Here is a 22,876-nt window from a genome sequence, read left to right as displayed (position 1 = left end):
ATTCCCATGAGCATGAGAGAACTGCCCTACACCCCCAAGGCGGTGATCGGCCGTCGCGAGATGGTGGAACTGCCGGAGATGCACCTGACCCTGTGCGCCAAGGCCGACAGCGGCGCGCGCACCTCGGCGCTGCACGCCGAGGACATCGAATCCTTCGAGGAGGACGGCCACCTGTGGGTCAGCTTCACGACGCGCAGCGGCGGCCCGCACACGCCGCCCCACGTGTTCCGCATGCACCTGCATGACCGCCGCAAGGTGCGCAGCTCCAACGGCCAGGAGGAGTGGCGCTATGTGATCCGCACCACCATGCGCCTGGGCGACCTGGAGTTTCCGGTGGAGCTGACCCTGACCGACCGCCGCAACATGCGCCACCCCATGCTGCTGGGCCGCCGCGCCCTGCGCCGTCTGCTGGTGGCGCCCGGCGCCGCCTTCCTGCACGGCGAACCCTGAAGCGAACGCCACCCCGCCCCCCGGCCACTGGAGCCCCTCGATGCATATCGCGCTGCTGTCACGCAACCGCAATCTCTACTCCACCCGCCGCCTGGTGGAAGCCGCCGAACAGCGGGGCCACAGCATCCGGGTGGTGGATACCCTGCGCTGCTACATGAGCATCGCCGCCCACCACCCCTCGATCCACCTCAAGGGCGAGGAGCTCGAGCCCTTCGACGCGGTGATCCCGCGCATCGGCGCCTCGGTGACCTTCTACGGCTGCGCCGTGCTGCGCCAGTTCGAGATGATGGGCACCTACGTGATCAACGACTCGGTGGCCATCACCCGCTCCCGGGACAAGCTGCGCTCGCTGCAGCTGCTCTCCCGCAAGGGGCTGGGCCTGCCGATCACCGGCTTCGCCCACTCGCCCGACGACATCCCCGACCTGATCACCATGGTCAAGGGAGCCCCGCTGGTCATCAAGCTGCTGGAGGGCACCCAGGGCATCGGCGTGGTGCTGGCGGAGACCAACCAGGCCGCCGAGAGCGTGATCCAGGCCTTCATGGGCATGAAGGCCAACATCATGGTGCAGGAGTACATCAAGGAGGCCCGCGGCGCCGATATCCGCTGCTTCGTGATCGGCGACAAGGTGGTGGCGGCCATGAAGCGCCAGGCCGCCGAGGGCGAGTTCCGCTCCAACCTGCACCGCGGCGGCACCGCCAGCGTGATCCGCATCACGCCGGAGGAGCGCTCCACGGCGATCCGCGCCGCCAAGGCCATGGGCCTGCGAGTGGCAGGCGTAGACCTGCTGCGCTCCAACCACGGCCCGGTGATCATGGAGGTCAACTCCTCCCCCGGCCTGCAGGGCATCGAGACCGCCACCGGCAAGGACATCGCCGGCCTGATCATCGAGCATATCGAGAAGAATGCCGCCCCCAACCGCAAGGCACCGCCTAAACCCAAGGGGTAATTGCCAGAACGCCGCCGGCCAGGCCCAATAGGGGGATATTTATTCCTTCCCGGGGGTAGTAAAACAGTGTTTCCCCGGCCACAATCTGCGTCACCGGAGGAGGTGACCGCTCATGTTTCTCGACAATCGCCAGGTGGCGATGGACAGCGCCCTGGAGGCGCTGGCCGACAGCATCGACTATTTCCAGGACAATCTGGAGCGCCTGCGCCCAGCCCTGCGTGACACCCTGAAGCCTCACTACGAGGCCAGGAGCCGGTCGATGCGCGAGCTTCAGGAGCTGTCACGCAAGCATCTCAACATGCTGCCCCGCGATGCCGACGTGGAGCGCGACGACTACATGTGGCTGTGGAGCCGGCTGAAGAGCTTCGTCGGCAACGAGAGCCAGGTGGTGATCGGCGAGCTCCTCGAGCAGGAGCGGGTGCTGATGCAGGCCCTCTCGACCCTCTATACCCATCCCCTGCCCGATGCCATCGAGCCGGTGATCGAGGAGTGCTGGAAGGGCTGCCGGGCGCTGATCCGCGAACTCTACGCCCAGCAAAAGCCGCGCCGGCGCTGAGCCCGGCGCCTCAGCTTCACCGCACCTTCAGGGCCCCTCACCTTCGGGGCCCTTCACCTTTCGCGCCGTTCATTTTTCGCCCCTCCCCGTCAGCCGCCCTCGCCGGTGATGCCATCGTCTTCCGCGGGAGCCTCGCCGTCGGCAGTGAACAGCCAGGCTTCCCAGGAGCGCGGGGCAATCTCCAGCGGCTCCAGCGGCCCCAGGAAGTAGGGCTCGCGTCCCCACACATAGAGATCCCCCAGGGTGGCCACCCGCGCCACCCACTCCCGTGCCTGCAGCCGCCACTCTCCGCTGACCTTGCGCGAGGGCGATGGCACCGCGCAGCCGGTGACCTCCAGCCCCAGCGCATCGGCGATGAACAGCGCCCGGGGCAGGTGCCAGGCCTGGGTGATCAGCAGCGCCTGCTCGACGCCGAACACCTCCCGAGCCCGGGCCAGGGTGTCGAAGGTGCTGAAGCCGGCGTAGTCCAGGGTCAGGTCGGCATCGGCCACCTGGCGACCGCGCAGGTCGCGCCACATGGTCACGGGCTCGTTGTAGAAGCGGGTACGGTTGTCGCCGGAGAGCAGCAGGTGATCGACGCGGCCCAGGCGCAGCAGCCGGGCCGAGGCGCTCATGCGCGCATCGAAGTAGGGATTGCGAACGCCACTGCGGGTCCAGTGGGAGGTGCCGAAGACGATCCCCACCCGCTCGCCGCCGCACAGCGGCAGGGTGTGCTCGATGCGCGAGTGGGTCCGGCCCAGCACCCAGAGATTGGCTGCCACGAACAGCAGGGCCGCCAGCAGCGCGGCGGCCCCCAGGGTCATCAGCAGCCCCCGCAGGGCCTTCCAGGCGGTTCGCTTCATGGCCCTCCCCGGGCGTGTGGCCAGGCCGCCGTCAGAACATGCCGAGTTCGAGCCGGGCCTCTTCGCTCATCATCTCACGACTCCAGGGCGGATCGAAGACGATCTCGGTATGCACCTTGCTGATCTGCGGGGCACCGAGGATCTTGTTGCGCGCGTCGGCGGCGATCACATCCCCCATGCCGCAGCCGGGGGCGGTCAGGGTCATGCGGATGGTGACGATGCGCTCCCCCGAGATCAGCCGCTCGATGCGACAGCCGTAGACCAGCCCCAGATCGACGATGTTGACCGGGATCTCCGGGTCGAAGCAGGTGCGCAGCTGGTCCCAGACGAACTGCTCGATCTCCTCCTCGGAGGCGTCCTCGGCCAGGGTCGGCCGCGGCAGGGCCTCCAGGCCCAGGGCGTCGAGGTTGGCGCCCTCGATCAGGTAGAGGCGACCCTCGAAGCCGACACTGACCGTGCTGCCCTTGGCCTGCATCACGCTGACGATGCTGTCCTCGGCCAGGGTGACGGTCTTGCCGAAAGGAATGGAGATCGCCTCCACGTCACGCTGCAGCGGCAGGGTCTGCCCCTTCTCGAGGCTGGCTATCTGCTCGATTTCGCTCATGGGCGTCCTTAGCGCACCATGCCGATGACGCGGGTCAGCGCCTCGGCGAAGGTGTCGATCTCGTCCAGGGTGTTGTAGGCGGCAAACGACGCCCGGCAGGTGGCATCCACGCCGAACTGGGCCAGCAGCGGCTGGGCGCAGTGGTGGCCGGTGCGGATCGCCACGCCGAGCTGGTCGATCAGCAGGCCGATGTCCTGGGCGTGGGCGCCCTCGACCACAAACGACAGCACCCCTGCCTTGCCCGGGGCGGTGCCCAGGATGCGCAGGCCGTCGATACGCGACACCGCGGCGGTAGCGTGCTCGAGCAGGCGGTTTTCCCTGGCGCCGATGGCGCCCAGGCCGACGCCTGACACCCACTTGAGCGCCACGCCCAGGGCGATCACCTCGGCGATGGCCGGGGTGCCGGCCTCGAACTTGTGGGGGATCTCGGCGAAGGAGGTGCCGGCCTCGAAGGAGACCGTCCTGATCATCTCGCCGCCGCCCTGCCAGGGCGGCATCGCCTCGAGCAGCGACGCCTTGCCGTAGAGCACGCCCACCCCGGTCGGGCCATAGACCTTGTGGCCGGAGAAGGCATAGAAGTCGGCGTCGATGTCGCGCACGTCCACCGCCTGGTGGGGGGTGGCCTGGGCGCCATCCACCAGGATCAGCGCGCCCTGGGCGTGGGCGATGGCGGCCATCGCCTTGACCGGGTTGACGGTGCCGAAGGCATTGGAGACGTGGTTGACCGCCACCAGCCGGGTGCGCTCGGTGAAGAGCCCCCGGTAGGCGTCGAGATCCAGCACGCCGCGCTCGTCCACCGGGATCACCTTGATGGTGAAGCCGAGCTCGGCGGCCAGGAGCTGCCAGGGCACGATATTGGAGTGGTGCTCCAGGCGCGAGATCAGCACCTCGTCGCCGGCCTTCAGGTTGGCGCGGCCCCAGCTGTTGGCCACCAGGTTGATCGCCTCGGTGGTGCCGCGGGTGAAGATGATCTCGCGATGCTCGGCCGCGTTCAGGAAGCCGCGCACCGTCTCCCGGGTGCCCTCGAAGGCCGCGGTGGCCTCATCCGCCAGGGTGTGCAGGCCGCGGTGGATGTTGGCGTTGTAGCGACTGTAGTAGTCGTCGAACGCCGCGATCACCTGCCGCGGGGTCTGGCTGGTGGCCGCGTTGTCGAGATAGACCAGCGGCCGGCCGTGCACCTGGCGGGCGAGGATCGGAAAGTCCGCGCGGATCGCCGCCACGTCCAGGACGGGCGCGTCGGCATCGCGGGTAGCCAGTTCAGTCATGGCGAGTTCCTCGTCAGGGGCGGGCTCACTCGCCGCCCAGGGCCGCGGCGGCTTCCACCAGCCCGGCCAGGTTGAAGCGCTCCGGCAGCTTGCCGGCCACCGCGAGCTCCACGCGCTCGGAAATCGCATCCAGGCTCACCGCCTCGAGCACCTCGCCGGCGAAGGCCAGGGTCAGCAGGCCACGCGCGGTCTGGCGGTCGATGCCGCGAGCGCGCAGGGCGTAGATCGCCTCCTCGTCGAGCTGGCCGGTGGTGGTGCCGTGGGAGCACTTGACGTCGTCGGCGTAGATCTCGAGCTCCGGCTTGGCGTCGATCTCGGCCCGGTCGGAGAGCAGCAGGTTGGCGTTGCTCTGGAAGCCCTCGATCTTCTGGCTGTCGCGCTTGACCACCACCCGGCCGTTGAACACGCCATGGGCGCGGTCGTCGAGGATGCCCTTGTAGTTCTCGTTGGAGTAGGTGTGGGGCGCGTTGTGGTTGGCCACGGTGTGGCTGTCCACATGCTGGCGGCCCTGCCCGTAGAAGAGGCCGTAGAAGTTGGCGGTGGCGCCCTGACCGTTGAGCTCGCTGATCAGGTCGGTGCGCACCAGGCCGCCGCCCAGGTTCAGGTTGAACGAGGTGTAGGTGCTGTCGCGGCCCTGCTCCACGTGGATGCTGGCCACGTGCAGGTCGGCCAGGGGCGCCTCCTGCAGCTTGTAATGGGTCAGGATCGCGCCGCGGTCGAGCATGATCTCCGCCACCAGGTTGGTGAAGTTGGCCGCGGCCTCCTCCCCCACGTGGTGCTCGATCAGCGTCGCCTGGCTGCGCCCGCCGGCCTCCACCAGGATACGCGGATGGCTCATCACCGCCCGCTCGCCGGCCCGGGAGAGGAACTGCAGGATGATCGGCTTCTTCACCACGGTGCCCGGCGCCAGGCGCAGCACCGCGCCCTCCTCCATGAAGGCGGTATTGAGCGCCGAGAAGGGCGAGAAGTCGACGCCGGTCAGCCGGCCCAGGGGGCCGCCCACCGCCTCGTGGTTCTCCTCCAGGGCCCGGGAGAGCGGCAGCAGCGCCACGCCGGCCGGCAGGCCGTCGAGCTGGGAGAGCACCGCCGAGAAGTGACCGTCGACGAAGGTCAGCCGATGGGCGTCGAGGGGCAGCGTCAGCGCCGCGGCACTGGCCTGGGAGAACTCGGCGTCCTCGGCCAGGGCGAAGTCGCCCCGGGCGATGGCGCGCACGTCGGTGTACTTCCAGGCCTCGTCGCGGCGGGTCGGGAAGCCCAGCGCCTCGAAGCGCGCGGCCCCGGCCTGGCGCCGGGCGGCGATCCAGGTCGGCTCAGGCCCGCGCCGGGCGCCGAGCTCGGCCAGGCGGTCGAGAAAGGTCTGAACATCGCTCATGCAGCGGTCTCCTCCAGCACCCAGTCATAGCCTCGGGACTCGAGCTCGAGGGCCAGGTCGGCACCGCCGCTCTTGACGATGCGGCCATCCACCAGCACGTGCACCTTGTCCGGCACGATGTAGTCGAGCAGGCGCTGGTAGTGGGTCACCAGCAGGATGCCGCGATCCTCGGCGCGCAGGCTGTTGACGCCGTCGGCGACCACCTTCATGGCGTCGATATCGAGGCCGGAATCGATCTCGTCGAGCATGGCGAGCTTGGGCTGCAGCACCAGCATCTGCAGGATCTCGTTACGCTTCTTCTCGCCGCCGGAGAAGCCTTCGTTGACGGAGCGCTGCAGGAAGCTGGCGTCCATCTTCATCTCGGCGATCTTCTCCTTGACCAGCTTCAGGAACTCCGGCGCCGGGATATCCTCCTGACCATTGGCGGCCCGCTTGGCATTGAGCGCCGCCTTGAGCAGGTAGATGTTCTTCACCCCGGGGATCTCCACCGGATACTGGAAGCCCAGCAGCATGCCGGCCAGGGCCCGCTCCTCGACCTCCATCTCCAGCACGTCCTGGCCCTCGAAGGTGATCGAGCCTGAGGTAACCTCGTAACCCTCCTTGCCGGCGATCACCGCCGAGAGGGTGGACTTGCCGGCGCCGTTGGGGCCCATGATGGCGTGCACCTCGCCGGCATTGATGGTCAGGGTAAGGCCCTTGAGGATTTCCTTGCCCTCGACCGTGACGTGCAGATCCTTGACTTCGAGCATCTTCATTACCTTTGAATTCTGAAAATGGGGGATTAGCCGACCGCGCCTTCGAGGGTGACACTCAACAGCGCCTCGGCCTCCACGGCAAACTCCATCGGCAGCTCCTGGAAGACGTCCTTGCAGAAGCCGTTGACGATCATGCTCACCGCGTCCTCCTCGGAGATGCCGCGGCTCTGGCAATAGAAGAGCTGATCCTCGCCGATCTTGGAGGTGGTCGCCTCGTGCTCCACGGTGGCGGTGCTGTTGCCGATCTCCTGATAGGGGAAGGTATGGGCACCGCACTGGTCGCCGATCAGCAGGGAGTCGCACTGGGTGAAGTTGCGCGCCCCCTTGGCACGGGGCCCGATCTTCACCAGGCCGCGGTAGGACTGATTGCTGCGGCCGGCGGAGATCCCCTTGGAGATGATGCTGGAGCGGCTGCCCTCGCCGATATGAATCATCTTGGTGCCGGTGTCGGCCTGCTGGCGGCCATTGGTCACCGCCACGGAATAGAACTCGCCGATGCTGTCCTTCCCGCGCAGCACGCAGGAGGGGTACTTCCAGGTGATGGCGGAGCCGGTCTCGACCTGGGTCCAGCTGATGCGCGAGCGGTCGCCGCGGCAGTCGCCGCGCTTGGTGACGAAGTTGTAGATGCCGCCCTTGCCATCCTCGTCGCCCGGGTACCAGTTCTGCACCGTGGAGTACTTGATGTAGGCGTCGTCCAGGGCCACCAGCTCCACCACCGCCGCGTGCAGCTGGTTCTCGTCACGCATCGGCGCGGTGCAGCCCTCGAGGTAGGAGACCTGGGCGCCCTCCTCGCAGATGATCAGGGTGCGCTCGAACTGGCCGGTGTTGGCGGCGTTGATGCGGAAGTAGGTGGAGAGCTCCATGGGGCAGGTCACGCCCTTGGGCACGAACACGAAGGAGCCGTCGGTGAACACCGCGGAGTTGAGCGCCGCGAAGTAGTTGTCGGTCACCGGCACCACGGTGCCCAGGTACTTCTTGATCAGCTCGGGATAGTCCTTCACCGCCTCGGAGATGGAGCAGAAGATCACTCCCGCCTCGTAGAGCTTCTCCTTGAAGGTGGTGGTCACCGAGACGGAGTCGAACACCGCATCCACCGCCACGCCGGCGAGGGCCGCACGCTCGTGCAGGGGAATGCCCAGCTTCTCGTAGGTCTCGAGCAGCTTGGGGTCCACCTCATCCAGGCTCTGGGGGCGATCCTCCGGGCGCTTGGGCGCGCTGAAGTAGGAGATCGCCTGGTAGTCGATGGGCGGATAGTCGAGATGGGCCCAGGAGGGCGGCGTCATCGTCAGCCACTTGCGGTAGGCCTCCAGGCGCCACTCCAGCATCCACTCGGGCTCGCCCTTCTTCTTCGAGATGAAGGCGATGGTGCCCTCGTCGAGGCCTGGCGGCAGCGTGTCGCTCTCGATGTCGGTCACGAAGCCTTCCTTGTATTCGCGACGGACAAGCTGTTCCATTTCCTGACTTGCCATGATGTCTCCCCTCCCCGGGCGGTTGGGCCGGCGAGTCGGGCTCGCCGCTTTGGATTCGGTAAGGCGACTCAGGCCGTGTCGGCGGCCAGGGTCACGCTCTGGATGGGCAGCTGCACCGGCAGCTTGATCGGCGCGGTGTCGGCCAGGTGGGCCAGGGTCACGCTGTCGAGCAGGGTGCGCACGGCCAGCGACACCCGCTGCCAGTTGTCGGCGACGCCGCAGGTGGCGGCCAGGTCGCAGTCGCCCTCGGCGTGGCTGCATTCGGTCATGGCCACCGGGCCCTCGATGGCAGTGATGATGTCGATGGCGGTGATCCTGGATGCCGGGCGCGCCAGGGAGTAGCCACCCTGGGCACCGCGCCGCGACTCGAGGAGACCCGCCTTGACCAGCATCTTGAGGGTCTTGGAGACCGTGGGGTGCGGCAGCTGCACCGCCTCGGCCAGCTCCCCTGCCGCATGGGAGTGCTCCGGATGACGCGCGATCTGGGCCATCACCACGGCGGCGTAGTCGGTCAGCCGCGAAAGCTTGAGCATGCTGCCCTCCTCGGTGGCGCGCGGCCCGAAAGGGGCCGCGTCTCGATTGGGGACCATTTTAGTCCTGTATCGAACCGATGTGAAGAGCAGCGGAGGGTTTCGCGGGTTCGGCGGGGAAGATGCCGGCACGTTCGCCGCCGATCCCATCAATAACGACAATCGTTCTCATTGGCAGGATCTATCGATGGGAGGCCGGCTTGACGCTCAGGCCTTCTTGACGCTCAGGCCTTCTTTACGCTTATGCTTTTTTGACAAAGGCGGACTTCAGCTTCATGGGGCCGATGCCATCGACCTTGCAGTCGATATCGTGGTCGCCCTCCACCAGGCGGATGTTCTTGACCCGGGTGCCCACCTTGACGACCAGCGACGAACCCTTGACCTTGAGGTCCTTGATCACGGTCACGGTGTCGCCATCGGCCAGGGGGTTGCCATTGGCGTCGCGCACCTGGGGGGCCTCGTCGGCCACGTCGGTGGCGGCTTCGCGGGACCACTCGTGACCGCACTCCGGGCAGACATACTGCAGGCCGTCGTCGTAGGTGAAGGCGGAATCACAGGCGGGACAGTGAGGAAGGTCGCTCATGGCGGGCTCCGGCAAGGATTGATGGAAGCGGCCAAGCCTACACCGCCGTGCGGGCGGGCTCCAGCCGTGATCCACCGGACATGACGCCCTACCCCGAGCCTGGCAGGATAGGGACTTTCCCGGCAGCACGAAGGACGCGACATGCAGGAGGCCCCCACCACGGTCGTCGGCGGCACCGGCTTTCTGGGCCGCGCTATCGTGCGCGAACTGGTGGAGGCCGGCCGCTCGGTGCGCATCGCGGCAAGGCGCCCACACCTGCCCGACTGGCTGGAAGCCGGGGACCGCGTGGAGGCCGTGGACTGTGACCTGCGCGACGAGCCGCAGGTCGCCGCTGCCCTTGCCGGCAGCGGCGCGGTGATCAACGCGGTGAGCCTCTATGTGGAACGGCCCCGCGCCGGCCTCACCTTCGAGGCGATCCATGTCGCGGGCGCCGAGCGCCTGGCGCGACTCGCTCGGGAGGCCGGCGTGAGCCGACTGGTCCATGTCTCCGGCATCGGTGTCGCCGAGCGCTCCCCCTCCGCCTATGTGCGTGCCCGAGCCGCCGGGGAGCGCGCCGTGATCGATGCCCTGCCCAAGGCGATCCTGCTGCGCCCCGCGGTGCTGTTCGGCCCCGACGATGCCTTCCTCTCGGCGCTGGTGCGCCTGGCACGGCTGCCGGCCTTCCCCCTGTTTGGCCGCGGCAGCACCCGGCTGCAGCCGGTGCACGTGGATGACGTGGCGCGCGCCGCGGTGCGCCTGAGCGGCGCACGCCCGCTGGAGCGCCGGCTGTTCGAGCTGGGCGGCCCGGAGCGGCTCACCTACCGCCAGATCGTCGAGCAGCTCCTGGCCCACCTGACATGCCGGCGCCACCTGCTGCCGGTGCCCTTTGCAGCCTGGCGCCTCGTGGCGGCCCTGCTCGCCCCCCTGCCCTCACCGCCGCTGACCCGGGACCAGGTGATCCTGATGCAGCAGGACACCCTGGTCGGCGAGGACGTGGGCAGCTTCGACGACCTGGGCATCGTGCCGCGCACCCTCCACGACAGCCTGCCGGCCTGCCTGGCCGCCGGCTGAGCCACCTGGCAGGATAGGCCCTCTCGCCCTCTGACCACCGGAGTCCCCATGACCCAGCCGCGCATCGCGCTCGACGTCTTCAGCGACTATGTGTGTCCCTTCTGCTACCTGGAGATGCCGGAGCTCGACGCCCTGGCCGAGCGTTTCGGGGGGAAGGTGACGATCCGCTGGCGCGCCTTCGAACTGCGCCCCGCCCCCGAGCCGACCCTCGACCCGGACGGCGACTACCTGCATGACATCTGGGGGCGGGCCGTCTACCCCATGGCGGCCGAACGCGGCATGACCCTGCGGCTTCCCCGGATCCAGCCGCGCTCACGACTGGCCCACGAGGCGGCCGCCTGGGCCGAGGCCCAGGCGGCCGATCACCCCGGGGCGGGCGGCGCCATGCGCAGGGCGCTGTTCTGCGGGTTCTTCGAGGAGAGCCTGGACCTGGCCGACCCGCAGGTCCTCGCCAGGCTGGCCGAGACGCTGGCGCTGGACGGCAGCGCGCTGCAGCGGGCGCTGGCGCAGGGCGACCATCGCCAGGCGGTGATGGCGGACCAGCGCACCGCCCGCGACCTCGGCATCCAGGGCGTGCCGGCGCTGCGCTTCAGCCTGGACGGCGAGCATGCCGGCGTGCTCGAGGGTGCCCAGCCGCGCCGCCAGCTGTTCCTGGCCACGCAGCGGCTGCTCGACGCCCTGGGATAGTCCTGAATTAGGACCGGAGGATCACTTCACCTCGATGTTGCGCCGGCTGGCCCGTTTCAGCTTCGGCAGGGTCAGCTCGAGGATGCCGTTCTTGAAGCTCGCCTCGCCTCCCTCGGTGTCGATATCACCGGGTAGCGACACGGTGCGCGAGAAGGAGCCCGTGGAGATCTCCGAGCGAAAGTACTCGCCCTCCTCCTCCTTGTGCTCCTGGCGGTGCTCGCCCTTGATGGTCACGCTATGGTCGCTGACCGAGACCTCGAGATCCTCGCGCTCGAAGCCGGGGACCTCCGCGCGCACCACCACCTCGGCGTCGCGATCGATGACATCGACCTTGGGCATCCCCTTCTCGAAGGCGGCGAAGCGCTCCCACAGCGGATGATCCCAGCGCAGCGACGGCATGCCGCCCCGCCCGAGGAAGCCGTCGAAGAAACGTTCGAACTCGTGAAAGGGACTCACCTCCCGGGACTCGGACTGGGTGGCGGGGGAGGTATCCTTGGACTTCTTGGCCATGCTGGCACTCTCCTGTAGCGGAACGACAACCTCTGACGAACGGCAGTCACTGCGAACGCAGGCACCGAGCCGCAACAGGTAGACTAGTCCAGGTTGAGTCCTTTGCCTTGATGCATATCAACCGCCAGTGGGGCTCACCCGCACGCCTTCACGCCCCTGCCGAGCGCGGGCTAGGGCCCCTTCCCTGCTACTCCCAGCGCCAGCCCTGTCGCTGCCACCAGGCCCGGGCCAGCGCGAGGTTCTCGGCGTTGTGGCGCGGGTCCAGCACGCTGCCAAGCTCGAGGGTGTCGCCGCCGGTGGCGGCCATCAGCGACGGGTCCTGGGAGGCCAGCATCAGCGCATAGAGCGCCAGCATCAGCTCGTACTCGTCCGAGGAATCGAGCCGCGCGGCCAGCAGGGGAATGGCCGGCTCGCCGATCTGCCCCAGCCGCTCCGCCGCGATATACCAAGGCCTGGGATGCTCCTCCCCGCCGTAGGTGGTGACGAAACGCCGGTCCGGCAGGCGGCTGATATAGTAGTGGGCCTCATCTTCCACCCCGCTGAAGAGTGGCGGGAGCCAGTCGCGCTCCTCGACACCCACACCGGGCACCGCCGCCACCGGGGGCGGCGCTGCCTCCCCCTGGGGGCGCTCGGCGGGTGCCGGAGGAGCGCCGGCACAGCCTGCCAGCAGCAGAGTGGCCAGCCCGAGGGGTAACAGCGGCGACATCCTTGACGACATCCCTGACTCTCCTTCTCATGCACAAGCGGTTGAGGACAATGCGCTCAGCATAGCCTGACCAGTGGCAAGGGTGGCAGCCCTGGAAGCGCAGACAGACCGCCGCCGCATCGGGATGGTAAGCTCCGGGAGGATGATCTCACCCCCCAAGAGAGAGAACACGATGAGCGATACCCCCTGGACCGCCCCCATGCCCGAGCCGCAGTTCGAGCTGATGCGACGCCTGCTCGCGGCGCCAAGCCCCGTGGGCCTGGAGGCCGCCATGACCTACGGCGTGCTCAAGCCCCACTTCGAGAGCTTCGCCCCAACGAGCTGGCAGCTGCACCAGTTCAAGGGCCATGCCGGCGTGGTGCTGGACACCCACCCGGGCCGCGACGGCCTGTTCAAGGTGATGGTGATCGGCCACGCCGACAAGATCCGCATGCAGGTGCGCTCCATCGGCGAGGACGGCAAGATCTGGATCAACACCGACGCCTTCCTGCCCAACGTGCTGATCGGCCACGAGGTCACGCTGTTCAGCGAGGATCCCCAGGCACCCGGCCGCTACCGGCGCATCGAGGGTGGTACCGTGGAGGCGCTGGGCGCCATCCACTTCTCCGACCCGGCCCAGCGCGACGGCAGCAAGGGCATCAAGAAGGAGCAGATCTACCTGGACCTGCAGATCCACGGAGAGAACAAGAAGCAGCAGGTGGAGAACCTGGGCGTGCGCCCCGGCGACTCAATCCTCTTCAACCGCCCCATTCGCCACGGCTTCAGCCCGGACACCTTCTACGGCGCCTACCTGGACAACGGCCTGGGTTGCTTCGTCACCGCCGAGGTGGCGCGACTGATCGCCGAGGCGGGAGGCACCGAGCAGGTGCGGGTGATGTTCGCCATCGCCAGCTACGAGGAGATCGGCCGCTTCGGCAGCCGGGTACTGGCCGGCGAGCTCCGGCCCGACGCCATCATCGCCGTGGACGTGAACCATGACTACGTGGCGGCCCCGGGCATCGGCGACCGTCGCATGCAACCGCTGGAGATGGGCAAGGGGTTCACGCTCTCGGTGGGCTCCATCGCCAGCGAGCAGCTCAACCGGATCATCGAGAGCACCGCCCGGGAGCACGGCATCCCCATGCAGCGGGACATCGTCGGCGCCGATACCGGCACCGACGGCATGGCCGGCGTGCTGGCCGCGGTGGACTGCGTGGCCACCTCCATCGGCTTCCCGATCCGCAACATGCACACCATCTCCGAGACGGGCAACACCCGTGATGTGATGGCAGCGATCCACGCCATCACCTTGAGCCTCCAGGCTCTGGACGCCCTGCCCGATCCCCATCGGGAGTTCCTGGACAACCACCCGCGCCTGGACCAGGCCGCTGCACTGGGCCACCAAGGGGCCGACAAGCCCGAGCCCGACGCAGAGAAGGCGGGCGCCGGCACCCGCTAGCCAGCAGGCGCAGGACGCGCCAGGGCCCCGGTGCATGGACTGGACGCCCCCTCCGGGTGACCGGACGAGCACACCCCGCGGGGCACGAGAGACTCTCGTGCCCCGCGGGCGCTGTAGCGCCCTCGTTAGTGCTGTCGCCCGGCTATGGCCGCGAGCCCAGCACCCCGGCCAACGCCTCGGCCAGCACCGGCGCCATGGCGATGGAGTTGCTGTCATGGGCGATGCAGTCGGTGCTCCATACCTCCCCGACTCCTGCGGCATGAATGACTGCCAGGGCATCGCCGGCGAACAGGGCATGGGTCAGCGCCACGTCCACCGAGGCCGCTCCGGCGGCCTTGAGCGCCTCGGCGGCTCGGGCCACGGTATGGCCGGAGCTCGCCACATCATCCATCAGCACCACCACCCGCCCCGCCACCGGGGTATCGGGCAGGTGGATCTCCACCTCGCGGTCGCCGCGGCGCACCTTGCGGCAGGTGGCATAGTCGAGGCCGGTCAGCGCCGCAGCCTGGGCCACCCACTGCAGCGCCTCCTCGTCGGGCCCCAGCAGCAGCGCCCCGGGGCGCTTCTCGGCGATCAGCTCGGCCAGCCGCGGGGCCCCGGAGAGCGCGATGGCGTGGGCGATGGGAATCGCCTGGTCGAGCCGCTCAATGCGGTGCAGGTGCGGATCCACGGTGATCACCGCGTCGAAGAGCTCGGCAAGAAAGCCGCCGACGATGGTCTGGCTGACGATCTCGCCGGGGTGGAAGGCGATATCCTGACGCATGTAGGCGAGATACGGCGCCACCAGGACCAGGCGGGTCACCCCCTGGCGGCGGGCGTGGCGCGCCAGCAGCAGCAGCTCGACCAGCTTGTCGTTGGGGCGGTCCAGGCTGCGATAGAGCACCAGGGTCTCGGGAAACGCCTGCGCCTCGGCGAAGGGCAGCGTGAGCCGCAGCTCCGCGTCAGGGAAACGGTGGCGCTCCACCTCGTGAGCCGCCAGGCCGCAGGCCCTGGCCAGGCGTCGCGCCGGGGCGGCCTCATCGGCGAAATACAGCAGGGCAGCGTCCATGTCACATCTCCACGTTGAGGCGGGTCAGCTGGTCGCGATGGCCCAGCGTGAAGCCGCTGTCGCGCTCGCTGGAGCGATGGGCCAGGGCCAGCTCGTTGCGGAAGGCGGCATAGACGGTATAGAGCCGTTGCCCCGCCCTGACCTCGTCGCCGATGCGCACCGCCAGGTCGACCCCTGCGCCGGTCGCCTTGGGTGCGCCGGCCAGCCGCGCGATGCGCGCCAGCTTGAGGTTGTCGATGGCGATCACCACGCCGTCCTCGGGGGCCACCACCTCGAAGGCGTGAGGCGCCAGGGGCGGGCTGTCCGGATCGAAGGGCCTGGCGCCCTGGGCCGCGATGATCGCCTGCATCCGCTCCAGCGCACGGCCGGAGTCGAGGATGTCCCGGGCGATGCCGAAACCGTCACCGCCGCGCACGTCGGGGTCGAATTCGAGCATGCGCCCGGCCAGGCGCAGCGCCTTCTGGCGCAGGTCCATGGGGGCCTCCGGGTGGTTGCTAAGCACCCGCATCACGTCGCGGGCCTCCAGCACCGGGCCGATGCCGGCGCCGATGGGCTGGCTGCCATCGGTGATCACCACGTCCAAGGTCAGCCCCATGCGCGCCGCGACGAATTCGAAGAGCTTGCGCAGGCGCCGCGCCTCGGGCATCGAGCGCACCTTGGCATGGGGCCCCACCGGGATATCGAGCAGCAGATGGGTGGAGCCGGCGGCCACCTTCTTGGAGAGGATCGAGGCCACCATCTGGCCGGGGGAGTCGATGGAGAGAGGCCGCTCCACCGAAATGAGCACGTCGTCGGCCGGGGAGAGCTGGCTGGTACCGCCCCAGGCCAGGCAGCCGCGGTGGGTGCGCACGATCTTCTCGAGCTCATCGAAGGGCAGGTCGACGTTGGCCAGCACCTCCATGGTGTCGGCGGTTCCCGCCGGCGAGGTAATGGCCCGTGACGAGGTCTTGGGACAGAGCAGGCCGTGTGCGGCGACGATGGGCACCACCAGCATGGAGGTACGGTTGCCGGGAATGCCGCCGATGCAGTGCTTGTCCACCACCGGGTGCTCGTGCCAGTCGAGGCGGCGCCCCACCCGGCACATGGCGTCGCTCAGGTAGTAAATCTCCTCGCGGTCCATCTCCCCCAGGTCGCAGGCCACCACGAAGGCGGTCAGCTCGATCTTGGAGTAGCGCCGCTCGGCGATGTCCTGGACGATCGCTTGGAAGTCCTCGCGGGTCAGCCGCTCGCCGTTGATCTTACGGTGCAGCGCCGGGATCGAGGCCGGTGGCTCGGCCTGGGAGACGCTCACCGGCTGCCCCTCCTTCACGTTCAGGGCGGCGAAGGCGTCCTCGGAGAGGCCGAGCTGCTGACAGTCGACGATGGCCGGGTCATCCACCACGTTGAGGCTGGCCAGGATGCGCTGGCCGTTGGCGCGCACCTCCACCTTGGAGAGCGCCTGGAAGCCTTCGGCGCGATAGAGATCGCAGTCGCGATGCAGGTAGGCGACGTTCTCGCGGTAGGTGTCGATGCCCACGCGCTTGAGCGTGAGGGGGGAGAGGACATCATCGAGGACGGCCTGGGTCTTGGATCGTGTCATGGGCTCTTCCATGCGGCGTGGCCGACCGGCGCAGGGCCTCCTACCACGCAGACTCGAGATGGCCCCATCCTAGCAGCCGCCCCGGGGAGCGTCACCGACGCAAGGCCAAGGTCGCGATGTGAGACCCGCGATTCGGGTGTAGGCTGTCAGTCGGTCCAGGCAATCACGGGGGAGAGACAATGCGAGTGGCGATCATGGGCAGCGGCGGCGTGGGCGGCTACTTCGGGGCACGCCTGGCCGAGGCCGGGCACGACGTGACCTTCATCGCTCGGGGCGAGCACCTTGCCGAGATGCAACGCCATGGCCTGCGGGTCGAAAGCATCGAGGGCGACCTGCACCTGGCCCAGGTGAAGGTCAGCGACGACCCGAGCCGAGTGGGCGCCGTCGATGCGGTCCTGGTGGCCGTGAAGTCATGGCAAGTGGCCGAGGCGGCGCGGGCGATCCGGCCGATGATCGGCCCAGACACCTTCGTGGTGCCGCTGGAGAATGGCGTGGAGGCCGCCGACACCCTCGCCGGGATTCTTGGCCAGGCCCATGTGCTGGACGGCCTCTGCGGCATCCTCGCCTGGCGCGAGGGCCCCGGGCATATCCGCCACGCCGGCGTATCGCCCTTCGTGCGCTTCGGCGAGCGTGACAACCGCCGCAGCAAGCGCGCCCTGCGTCTCAAGGCCGCCTTCGACCAGACCCGGGGCGTCGCCGCCGAGATCCCCGACGACATTCAGGTCGCGGTGTGGAGCAAGTTCCTGTTCATCTGCGCCATGAGCGGGATCGGCAGCGTGACCCGAGCGCCCATCGGGGTGACCCGCACCCTGCCCGAGACCCGCAGGATGATCGAGCAGCTGCTGGCCGAGATCGAGGCGGTGGCGCGCGCCAGGGGCGTGGCGCTGCCGGCGGATGCCGCGGCCCGCGCCCTGCGCTTCATCGACGCCCTGCCCGAGGCGAGCACCGCCTCCATGCAGCGCGACATCATGGCCGGCCTGCCCTCCGAGCTTGACGCCCAGAACGGGGCCGTGGTGCGCCTCGGGCGCGAGGCCGGCGTGGCCACACCGGTCAACGCCATGGTCCACGCCGCTCTGCTCCCCCAGGAGAGGGCCGCCCGACACATCACCGGGTAATCGGTCACGTCGCACCAGCGCACGCTCTTTCCCAGCTCGCCTGCCCAGCGCTCGTAGCGGGCGCGATCGCGCCGGCAGCCGGGGCAGAGCCCGTCGTAGTAGACCCGCAGCGGGGCCGGCGGGGACGCCCTCGCTTCAACCGCGTTGATAGGTTCCCACTAGGCGGTTCATGCCCATCAGGTGGGGTTCGACCTTGACCAGGAGGTCATGGAGCCTGAGCCCCTCGGGCAGATCATCGGTGGGCTTGTCCAGCGCCAGCAGCCAGAAGTAATAGCGGTGCACGCCGTGTCCCTCCGGCGGCATGGGACCACCGTAGCCCAGCTTGCCGAAGTCGTTCTTGCCCCGAGTACCAACGCGGGTCGCCTCCTCCAGGCTGGTGACGGAGGCCGGGATGTTGTAGAGCACCCAGTGCACGAAGCCGTAGGCACCGCTCTGCACCAGCGGCGCGTCCGGATCATGGCAGATCAGCGCAAACCCCCTGGTGCCTTCGGGCGCCCCCTGCCAGACCAGCGCCGGCGAGATGTCGTCTCCCTCGCCGGTGTGCCTGGCGGGAATGGCGCCGCCGTCGTCGAAGACGGGGCTGGTGAGTCTCAGGGTCGACAGGGCAAAGGCCATCGGTGATCCTCCTTGGATAATCCGGGAAAGTGCCGGTTCAGCGTGGGAAACAACCAAGGAGCTGTCAACATGCCAAGGCGTCTGCTGATCGTCGCCCATGCCCCCTCTCCCAACACCCGGGCCCTGGCGGAGGCCGCCGAGCGCGGCGCCCGCTACCCCGAGATCGAGGGCGTCGAGGTGGTGGTCAAGGCACCGCTCGACACAGGCCCCGACGACGTCCTCACCTGCGACGCCATCCTGCTCGGCACCACCGAGAACCTCGGCTACATGGCGGGGCTGACCAAGGACTTCTTCGACCGCTGCTACTACCCGGTGCTGGAGGAGACCCAGGGACTGCCCTGCGCGCTCTATGTGCGCGCCGGCCATGACGGCACCGGCACCCGCCGCGCCGTGGAGGGCATCGTCACCGGGCTGCGCTGGCGCTGGACTCAGGAACCGCTGATCCTGCGCGGCGAGTGGCAGGCGGGCTTCGCCGACCAGGTGGAGGAGCTCGCCATGGCCATGGCGGCGGGGCTCGAGGCAGGCATCCTCTAGCCTGTCGCCCCACGCGGCCTACAACGACAGCGGCGGCGCCCGAGGGCGCCGCCGCTGACTGTCGGGTGGCCGTGAGCGCTTACTTCAGGCGCTCGAACACCGTGGCCACACCCTGCCCCATGCCGATGCACATGGTGGCCAGGCCCAGCGCGGTATCACGCTGCTGCATCACGTTGAGCAGGGTGGTGCAGATTCGCGTGCCCGAGCAACCCAGCGGGTGGCCCAGCGCGATGGCGCCGCCGTTGAGGTTGACCTTGTCGTCCATGACATCGAGGAAGCCGAGGTCCTTGAGCACCGGCAGGCCCTGGGCGGCGAAGGCCTCGTTGAGCTCGACGGTCTGGATGTCGTCGGCGGTGAGGCCCGCGGCCTTCAGCGCCTTCTTCGAGGCCGGCACCGGGCCGTAGCCCATGATGGAGGCGTCGCAGCCCGCCACCCCGGTGGAGAGCACCCGAGCGATGGGTTCGAGACCCAGCGCCTGGGCGCGCTCATGGCTCATCACCAGCATACCGGAGGCACCCACCGAGAGCGCCGAGGAGGTGCCGGCGGTCACAGTGCCGCCGCGAGGGTCGAAGACCGGCTTGAGCTGGGCCATCTTCTCGAGGCTGGCGTCACTGCGGATCACCTCGTCGCGCTGGACCCGGACCCTGAAGCCGCGCTCGTCGTGGCCCTCGACGCCGATGATCTCGTTGTCGAAGTAGCCCTTCTCCATGGCGGCCTGGGCGCGCTGGTGGGAACGTACACCGAAGGCGTCCTGGTCCTCCCGGGAGATGCCGTGCATCTTGCCCAGGAGCTCCGCGGTCAGGCCCATCATCATCGCCGCCTTGGCGGCGTGCTTGCTGGCCGCCGGGTTGACGTCGACGCCGTGGGTCATGGCGACGTGCTCCATGTGCTCCACGCCGCCCACCATGTAGACGTCGCCCATGCCGGCCCTGATGTTGGCCGCGGCGATATGCAGCGCGCTCATAGAGGAGCCACACAGCCGGTTGACGGTCTGGGCCGGCACGCTGCGCGGGATGCGGGTCATGATGGCGGCGTTGCGGGCGACGTTCATGCCCTGCTCCAGGGTCTGGTTGACGCAGCCCCAGATGATGTCGTCGATCTCACCGGGGTCGACGCCGGCATTGCGGTCCAGCAGTGCCTCCATCACCGCGGCGGAGAGGTTCTCGGCGCGCACGTGGCGGAAGGCGCCGTTCTTGGCCTTGGCCATGGCGGTACGTACGCCGTCGACCACCACGATATCTCTCGGGTTCAAGCTCATCGTTCTGTTACTCCTGTTCGTGGTGGTGGGCTCAGGCCTGGGCCGGGGCGGCGTAGAAGGTGTCGCCGGCAGCGGCCATCTCACGCAGCTTCTCGGTGGGGGCGTAGAGCGGCCCCAGCTCCTCGGCGAGGTCGTCGGCCAGCTTGACGAAGGCCTCCACGCCCATAGCGTCGACATAGCGCAGCGCACCGCCGCGGAACGGAGGGAAGCCGATACCGTAGATCAGCGCCATGTCCGCCTCGGCGGGCGTGCCCACGATGCCGTCCTCCAGGCAGCGCACGGTCTCCAGGCAGAGCGGCACCATCATGCGACTGATGATCTCCTCGTCGGCGAACTCGCGGCTCTCCTTCGCCACGCTCTTGACCAGGGCGATGGCGGCCTCGTCGCTGACCTTCTTCGGCTTGCCCTTGCGGTCCTCCTCGTAAGCGTAAAAGCCCCTGTCGTTCTTCTGGCCCAGGCGGCCGTTCTCGAACATCACCTGGATGGCACTCTTCTCGCCAGTGCCGCCCAGGCTGCCCATCCGCTCCGGGAAGCCCTCGGCCATCACCTCGCCGGCGTGCACGGCGGTGTCCATGCCCACCACGTCGAGCAGGTAGGCGGGACCCATGGGCCAGCCGAACTTCTCCATGACCTTGTCGACCCGCTGGAAATCGGCGCCCTGCGCCAGCAGCTGGCTGAAGCCACCGAAGTAGGGGAAGAGCACGCGGTTGACCAGAAAGCCCGGGCAGTCATTGACCACGATGGGGGTCTTGCCCATGGCGCGGGCGTAGGCCACGGTGGCGGCCACGGCGGCATCACTGGTCTTCTCGCCGCGGATCACCTCCACCAGCGGCATGCGGTGCACCGGGTTGAAGAAGTGCATGCCGCAGAAGTTCTCGGGACGCTTGAGGCTCGAAGCCAGGCGTGTGATGGAGATGGTGGAGGTGTTAGAGGCCAGGATGGTCGCCTCGCCCACCACCCCCTCGACTTCGGAGAGCACCGCCCCCTTGACCTTGGGGTTCTCGACCACCGCCTCGACCACCAGGTCGACGTTGCCGAAGTCACCGTAGGAGAGGGTCGGGCGAATGTTGCTCAGCTTCTCCGCCATCTGCTCGGGGGTGAGCTTCTTGCGCTCCACCTGCTTGGTGAAGAGCTTGCGCGCCTCCTTGAGCCCCAGCTGGATTGCCTCCTCCTTGATGTCCTTCATCAGGATTGGGGTGCCCTTGGCGGCGCTCTGGTAGGCGATGCCGCCTCCCATGATGCCGGCGCCGAGCACGGCGGCCTGCTTGACCGGGCGCGCCTGCTTCTCGAACTGGCTGCCCTTCTTCTTGACCACCTGATCGCTCATGAAGAGGCCGACCAGGTTGAAGGCCACCTCGGTCATGGCCAGCTTGACGAAGGCCTTGGCCTCGATGGCCTGGGCCCGGGCGCGCTCCTCGCCGGCCCCCTTCTGAATCACCTTGATCGCCTCGACGGGCGCTGGATAGTGGGGCCCCGCCTTGCCGGCCACGTAGCCCTTGGCGGTCTCGAAAGCCATCATCTGCTCGATGGGCCCGAGCCTTAGCGGCTGCATCTTCTCCTCGCGGCGCGTGCAGTAGTCCAGCTCGCCGGCGTTGGCACGGGCGAGAATATCCAGCGCGGCGGCCTCGAGCTGCTCACCCGGCACCACGGCATCCACGGCCCCCACCTTGAGAGCGACATCGGCCCGGTTCTGGGTGCCTCCGGCGATCCACTCGATGGCGTTGTCGGCGCCGATCAGGCGCGGCAGGCGCACGCAGCCGCCCCACCCGGGCAGGATGCCGAGCTTGGTCTCGGGCAGGCCGATCTGGGCCTTGTCGTCCATCACCCGGAAGTCGGTGGTCAGGAGCACTTCGCAGCCACCGCCCAGGGCCAGACCGTTAATGGCGGTAACGGTGGGAAAGGGGAGGTCCTCGATGGCATTGAAGATGCCGTGAACCCGGTGCAGCATCGACTCGAGGAACTCACCGCCCTTGCCGAACATGGCCTGGAACTCGGTGATGTCGGCACCGACGATGAAGGCTTCCTTGGCGCTGGCCAGCACCAGTCCAGCCAGGCCGCTCTCGGCCTGAATGGCCTTGACCGCCTCCTCCAGCTCGGCGATCACCGCGCTGGAGAGCTTGTTGACCGACTCACCCTGCAGGTCGAAGGTGAGCGTGGCGATATCGTCGCCGTCGCGCGTCACCGTGATGGCATTGCCCTGATAGATCATCCGCGAATCTCCCGATTTCATACGGCCGTTTGAATGCACACAGCTTGGGTCACGAACGCCCGCGCGTCAACCCCCCATCCTCCTCCCTGGTCTGACCAGCGACCGGAGGCACCCCGACTGAGCCAGCTACAGGCGGAAGTGGTAGTGTTGGCTGGTGACCGCCATACCGGCTCCCTGGTGGGTCGGGACAAGCGGTCAAGCTTAGGGCAACCTTAGGGCAACCGGTCACAGTAGTTGTCGTCGGCCGGCCAGAGTAATTGTCGCCCTATAGAACGCCCACGGAATGCCCTGACTTATGCATGAAAATATCGGTTTCCAGCTCGGCCGCCTGCCACGCCTGTGGCGCGCCATCATCGACGAGCGGCTGGCGCCCCTCGGCCTGACCCAGACGCGCTGGGTGACGCTCTACCACCTGTGGCGACTCGGCGACGGCCAGCCCCAATGCGACCTGGCTCGCGCCATCGGCGTGGAGGCCCCCTCCCTGGTGCGCACCCTCGACCAGCTCTCCCGCCAGGGACTGGTGGAGCGGCGCCCCTGCGACCAGGACCGCCGCACCAAGCGGGTCTTCCTCACCCCCGCGGCCACCCCGCTGCTCGAACGGATCGACACCGTGGTGCGCGAGGCCCGCAGCGAGATGTTCGCGGGCTTGAGCGACCAGGACCTGGCGACACTGGCCGAACTGCTATCCCGCATCGAGGACAACGGCCTGACCATCCAGGCCCGCGACGCCGAGCAGAAGGCCCGGGGCTAGA

24 protein-coding genes are annotated in these 22,876 nt (G+C 68.4%); 9 read left to right on the top strand and 15 right to left on the bottom strand.

Annotated features, from left to right (window positions below):
- The first annotated feature begins 12 nt into the window (after nt 1–12).
- The 3 genes from DER72_RS13320 to DER72_RS13310 all read left to right on the top strand — a co-directional run bounded on the left by DER72_RS13320 (nt 13) and on the right by DER72_RS13310 (nt 1,955).
- Nucleotides 13–450 (top strand): RimK/LysX family protein, encoded by a 438-nt coding sequence (locus tag DER72_RS13320; RefSeq protein WP_110070484.1) that lies wholly within the window; start codon nt 13–15, stop codon nt 448–450.
- Nucleotides 451–490: 40 nt separating this feature from the next.
- Nucleotides 491–1,399 (top strand): 30S ribosomal protein S6--L-glutamate ligase, encoded by a 909-nt coding sequence (gene rimK, locus DER72_RS13315; protein ID WP_110070476.1) that lies wholly within the window; start codon nt 491–493, stop codon nt 1,397–1,399.
- Between the two features lie 112 nt (nt 1,400–1,511).
- Nucleotides 1,512–1,955 carry a hypothetical protein gene (locus tag DER72_RS13310; protein ID WP_110070475.1) on the top strand — a complete coding sequence of 148 codons (444 nt, stop codon included), beginning with the start codon at nt 1,512–1,514 and terminating at the stop codon, nt 1,953–1,955.
- Nucleotides 1,956–2,044: 89 nt separating this feature from the next.
- Here the strand turns inward: DER72_RS13310 and DER72_RS13305 are convergent, their stop codons facing one another.
- From DER72_RS13305 to DER72_RS13270, 8 genes are all read right to left on the bottom strand, one after another.
- Nucleotides 2,045–2,797 (bottom strand): vancomycin high temperature exclusion protein, encoded by a 753-nt coding sequence (locus DER72_RS13305; protein WP_240407752.1) that lies wholly within the window; start codon nt 2,795–2,797, stop codon nt 2,045–2,047.
- A gap of 31 nt (nt 2,798–2,828) precedes the next feature.
- On the bottom strand, nt 2,829–3,401 hold the full coding sequence (gene sufT, locus DER72_RS13300) for a putative Fe-S cluster assembly protein SufT (protein WP_110070474.1): 573 nt from the start codon (nt 3,399–3,401) through the stop codon (nt 2,829–2,831).
- Nucleotides 3,402–3,409: 8 nt separating this feature from the next.
- The gene (locus tag DER72_RS13295) at nt 3,410–4,666 is read right to left on the bottom strand and encodes a cysteine desulfurase (RefSeq protein WP_110070473.1); all 1,257 of its coding nucleotides are present in this window, start codon (nt 4,664–4,666) and stop codon (nt 3,410–3,412) included.
- A 25-nt stretch (nt 4,667–4,691) separates the two neighbouring features.
- Nucleotides 4,692–6,038: a Fe-S cluster assembly protein SufD gene (sufD, locus tag DER72_RS13290; protein ID WP_110070472.1), complete on the bottom strand. Its 1,347-nt coding sequence runs from the start codon at nt 6,036–6,038 to the stop codon at nt 4,692–4,694.
- Complete coding sequence (gene sufC, locus DER72_RS13285) at nt 6,035–6,787, bottom strand: Fe-S cluster assembly ATPase SufC (RefSeq protein ID WP_110070471.1); 753 nt, start codon at nt 6,785–6,787, stop codon at nt 6,035–6,037. Before sufC ends, sufD begins: the two co-directional genes overlap by 4 nt.
- Before the next feature lie 32 nt (nt 6,788–6,819).
- Nucleotides 6,820–8,262, bottom strand: a complete 1,443-nt coding sequence (gene sufB, locus DER72_RS13280) for a Fe-S cluster assembly protein SufB (RefSeq protein ID WP_110070470.1) — start codon at nt 8,260–8,262, stop codon at nt 6,820–6,822.
- Nucleotides 8,263–8,330: 68 nt separating this feature from the next.
- The gene (locus DER72_RS13275; RefSeq protein ID WP_110070469.1) at nt 8,331–8,795 is read right to left on the bottom strand and encodes an SUF system Fe-S cluster assembly regulator; all 465 of its coding nucleotides are present in this window, start codon (nt 8,793–8,795) and stop codon (nt 8,331–8,333) included.
- 238 nt (nt 8,796–9,033) lie between these two features.
- Entirely contained in the window at nt 9,034–9,375 is a 342-nt protein-coding gene (locus DER72_RS13270; RefSeq protein ID WP_110070468.1) for a zinc ribbon domain-containing protein YjdM, read from the bottom strand.
- Nucleotides 9,376–9,516: 141 nt separating this feature from the next.
- Between DER72_RS13270 and DER72_RS13265 the strand changes: the two genes are divergently transcribed.
- Both DER72_RS13265 and DER72_RS13260 read left to right on the top strand, forming a co-directional pair.
- Entirely contained in the window at nt 9,517–10,425 is a 909-nt protein-coding gene (locus tag DER72_RS13265) for a complex I NDUFA9 subunit family protein (RefSeq protein ID WP_110070467.1), read from the top strand.
- 48 nt (nt 10,426–10,473) lie between these two features.
- Nucleotides 10,474–11,112, top strand: coding sequence for a DsbA family protein (locus tag DER72_RS13260; RefSeq protein WP_110070466.1), 639 nt, complete (start codon nt 10,474–10,476; stop codon nt 11,110–11,112).
- Nucleotides 11,113–11,133: 21 nt separating this feature from the next.
- On the opposite strand, the gene DER72_RS13255 is transcribed toward DER72_RS13260, so the two are convergent.
- Both DER72_RS13255 and DER72_RS13250 read right to left on the bottom strand, forming a co-directional pair.
- Entirely contained in the window at nt 11,134–11,622 is a 489-nt protein-coding gene (locus DER72_RS13255; protein WP_110070465.1) for an Hsp20/alpha crystallin family protein, read from the bottom strand.
- A gap of 187 nt (nt 11,623–11,809) precedes the next feature.
- On the bottom strand, nt 11,810–12,340 hold the full coding sequence (locus DER72_RS13250; protein WP_219983293.1) for a hypothetical protein: 531 nt from the start codon (nt 12,338–12,340) through the stop codon (nt 11,810–11,812).
- A gap of 160 nt (nt 12,341–12,500) precedes the next feature.
- On the opposite strand from DER72_RS13250, the gene DER72_RS13245 reads away from it, so the two are divergent.
- Nucleotides 12,501–13,766: a M20/M25/M40 family metallo-hydrolase gene (locus DER72_RS13245; protein ID WP_110070464.1), complete on the top strand. Its 1,266-nt coding sequence runs from the start codon at nt 12,501–12,503 to the stop codon at nt 13,764–13,766.
- Between the two features lie 142 nt (nt 13,767–13,908).
- Here DER72_RS13245 and DER72_RS13240 read toward each other — a convergent pair whose 3' ends face one another.
- Together DER72_RS13240 and DER72_RS13235 are read right to left on the bottom strand one after the other, a co-directional pair.
- Complete coding sequence (locus DER72_RS13240) at nt 13,909–14,814, bottom strand: ribose-phosphate diphosphokinase (protein WP_110070463.1); 906 nt, start codon at nt 14,812–14,814, stop codon at nt 13,909–13,911.
- Between the two features lies 1 nt (nt 14,815).
- Nucleotides 14,816–16,393, bottom strand: a complete 1,578-nt coding sequence (locus tag DER72_RS13235) for a thymidine phosphorylase family protein (protein ID WP_110070462.1) — start codon at nt 16,391–16,393, stop codon at nt 14,816–14,818.
- Between the two features lie 179 nt (nt 16,394–16,572).
- On the opposite strand from DER72_RS13235, the gene DER72_RS13230 reads away from it, so the two are divergent.
- A complete protein-coding gene (locus DER72_RS13230; RefSeq protein ID WP_110070461.1) occupies nt 16,573–17,508 on the top strand; it encodes a 2-dehydropantoate 2-reductase in 936 nt (311 codons plus the stop codon).
- Nucleotides 17,509–17,643: 135 nt separating this feature from the next.
- Here DER72_RS13230 and DER72_RS13225 read toward each other — a convergent pair whose 3' ends face one another.
- On the bottom strand, nt 17,644–18,123 hold the full coding sequence (locus DER72_RS13225) for a YbhB/YbcL family Raf kinase inhibitor-like protein (RefSeq protein ID WP_110070460.1): 480 nt from the start codon (nt 18,121–18,123) through the stop codon (nt 17,644–17,646).
- Nucleotides 18,124–18,192: 69 nt separating this feature from the next.
- Between DER72_RS13225 and DER72_RS13220 the strand changes: the two genes are divergently transcribed.
- Nucleotides 18,193–18,657 (top strand): flavodoxin family protein, encoded by a 465-nt coding sequence (locus DER72_RS13220; RefSeq protein WP_110070459.1) that lies wholly within the window; start codon nt 18,193–18,195, stop codon nt 18,655–18,657.
- A 79-nt stretch (nt 18,658–18,736) separates the two neighbouring features.
- Here DER72_RS13220 and fadA read toward each other — a convergent pair whose 3' ends face one another.
- Nucleotides 18,737–19,915: an acetyl-CoA C-acyltransferase FadA gene (gene fadA, locus DER72_RS13215; RefSeq protein ID WP_110070458.1), complete on the bottom strand. Its 1,179-nt coding sequence runs from the start codon at nt 19,913–19,915 to the stop codon at nt 18,737–18,739.
- Between the two features lie 31 nt (nt 19,916–19,946).
- Nucleotides 19,947–22,124, bottom strand: coding sequence for a fatty acid oxidation complex subunit alpha FadB (fadB, locus tag DER72_RS13210; RefSeq protein WP_110070457.1), 2,178 nt, complete (start codon nt 22,122–22,124; stop codon nt 19,947–19,949).
- 295 nt (nt 22,125–22,419) lie between these two features.
- On the opposite strand from fadB, the gene slyA reads away from it, so the two are divergent.
- Nucleotides 22,420–22,875 carry a transcriptional regulator SlyA gene (gene slyA / locus DER72_RS13205; RefSeq protein WP_110070456.1) on the top strand — a complete coding sequence of 152 codons (456 nt, stop codon included), beginning with the start codon at nt 22,420–22,422 and terminating at the stop codon, nt 22,873–22,875.
- The last annotated feature ends 1 nt before the right edge of the window (nt 22,876 follow it).

This window comes from Halomonas sp. A11-A (genome assembly GCF_003182195.1).
GTDB classification, from domain to species: Bacteria; Pseudomonadota; Gammaproteobacteria; order Pseudomonadales; family Halomonadaceae; genus Halomonas; species Halomonas alkalicola.
Note: the sequence above shows the minus strand (reverse complement) of the source record. Positions and strands in the feature narration are given on the sequence as shown.

What these genes read in the sequence shown, in the direction of transcription:
- DER72_RS13320 (WP_110070484.1), top strand. Translation starts at nt 13, where the DNA reads ATGAGAGAACTGCCCTACACCCCCAAGGCGGTGATCGGCCGTCGCGAG.
- rimK (WP_110070476.1), top strand. Translation starts at nt 491, where the DNA reads ATGCATATCGCGCTGCTGTCACGCAACCGCAATCTCTACTCCACCCGC.
- DER72_RS13310 (WP_110070475.1), top strand. Translation starts at nt 1,512, where the DNA reads ATGTTTCTCGACAATCGCCAGGTGGCGATGGACAGCGCCCTGGAGGCG.
- DER72_RS13305 (WP_240407752.1), bottom strand. Translation starts at nt 2,797, where the DNA reads ATGAAGCGAACCGCCTGGAAGGCCCTGCGGGGGCTGCTGATGACCCTG.
- sufT (WP_110070474.1), bottom strand. Translation starts at nt 3,401, where the DNA reads ATGAGCGAAATCGAGCAGATAGCCAGCCTCGAGAAGGGGCAGACCCTG.
- DER72_RS13295 (WP_110070473.1), bottom strand. Translation starts at nt 4,666, where the DNA reads ATGACTGAACTGGCTACCCGCGATGCCGACGCGCCCGTCCTGGACGTG.
- sufD (WP_110070472.1), bottom strand. Translation starts at nt 6,038, where the DNA reads ATGAGCGATGTTCAGACCTTTCTCGACCGCCTGGCCGAGCTCGGCGCC.
- sufC (WP_110070471.1), bottom strand. Translation starts at nt 6,787, where the DNA reads ATGCTCGAAGTCAAGGATCTGCACGTCACGGTCGAGGGCAAGGAAATC.
- sufB (WP_110070470.1), bottom strand. Translation starts at nt 8,262, where the DNA reads ATGGCAAGTCAGGAAATGGAACAGCTTGTCCGTCGCGAATACAAGGAA.
- DER72_RS13275 (WP_110070469.1), bottom strand. Translation starts at nt 8,795, where the DNA reads ATGCTCAAGCTTTCGCGGCTGACCGACTACGCCGCCGTGGTGATGGCC.
- DER72_RS13270 (WP_110070468.1), bottom strand. Translation starts at nt 9,375, where the DNA reads ATGAGCGACCTTCCTCACTGTCCCGCCTGTGATTCCGCCTTCACCTAC.
- DER72_RS13265 (WP_110070467.1), top strand. Translation starts at nt 9,517, where the DNA reads ATGCAGGAGGCCCCCACCACGGTCGTCGGCGGCACCGGCTTTCTGGGC.
- DER72_RS13260 (WP_110070466.1), top strand. Translation starts at nt 10,474, where the DNA reads ATGACCCAGCCGCGCATCGCGCTCGACGTCTTCAGCGACTATGTGTGT.
- DER72_RS13255 (WP_110070465.1), bottom strand. Translation starts at nt 11,622, where the DNA reads ATGGCCAAGAAGTCCAAGGATACCTCCCCCGCCACCCAGTCCGAGTCC.
- DER72_RS13250 (WP_219983293.1), bottom strand. Translation starts at nt 12,340, where the DNA reads ATGTCGTCAAGGATGTCGCCGCTGTTACCCCTCGGGCTGGCCACTCTG.
- DER72_RS13245 (WP_110070464.1), top strand. Translation starts at nt 12,501, where the DNA reads ATGAGCGATACCCCCTGGACCGCCCCCATGCCCGAGCCGCAGTTCGAG.
- DER72_RS13240 (WP_110070463.1), bottom strand. Translation starts at nt 14,814, where the DNA reads ATGGACGCTGCCCTGCTGTATTTCGCCGATGAGGCCGCCCCGGCGCGA.
- DER72_RS13235 (WP_110070462.1), bottom strand. Translation starts at nt 16,393, where the DNA reads ATGACACGATCCAAGACCCAGGCCGTCCTCGATGATGTCCTCTCCCCC.
- DER72_RS13230 (WP_110070461.1), top strand. Translation starts at nt 16,573, where the DNA reads ATGCGAGTGGCGATCATGGGCAGCGGCGGCGTGGGCGGCTACTTCGGG.
- DER72_RS13225 (WP_110070460.1), bottom strand. Translation starts at nt 18,123, where the DNA reads ATGGCCTTTGCCCTGTCGACCCTGAGACTCACCAGCCCCGTCTTCGAC.
- DER72_RS13220 (WP_110070459.1), top strand. Translation starts at nt 18,193, where the DNA reads ATGCCAAGGCGTCTGCTGATCGTCGCCCATGCCCCCTCTCCCAACACC.
- fadA (WP_110070458.1), bottom strand. Translation starts at nt 19,915, where the DNA reads ATGAGCTTGAACCCGAGAGATATCGTGGTGGTCGACGGCGTACGTACC.
- fadB (WP_110070457.1), bottom strand. Translation starts at nt 22,124, where the DNA reads ATGATCTATCAGGGCAATGCCATCACGGTGACGCGCGACGGCGACGAT.
- slyA (WP_110070456.1), top strand. Translation starts at nt 22,420, where the DNA reads ATGCATGAAAATATCGGTTTCCAGCTCGGCCGCCTGCCACGCCTGTGG.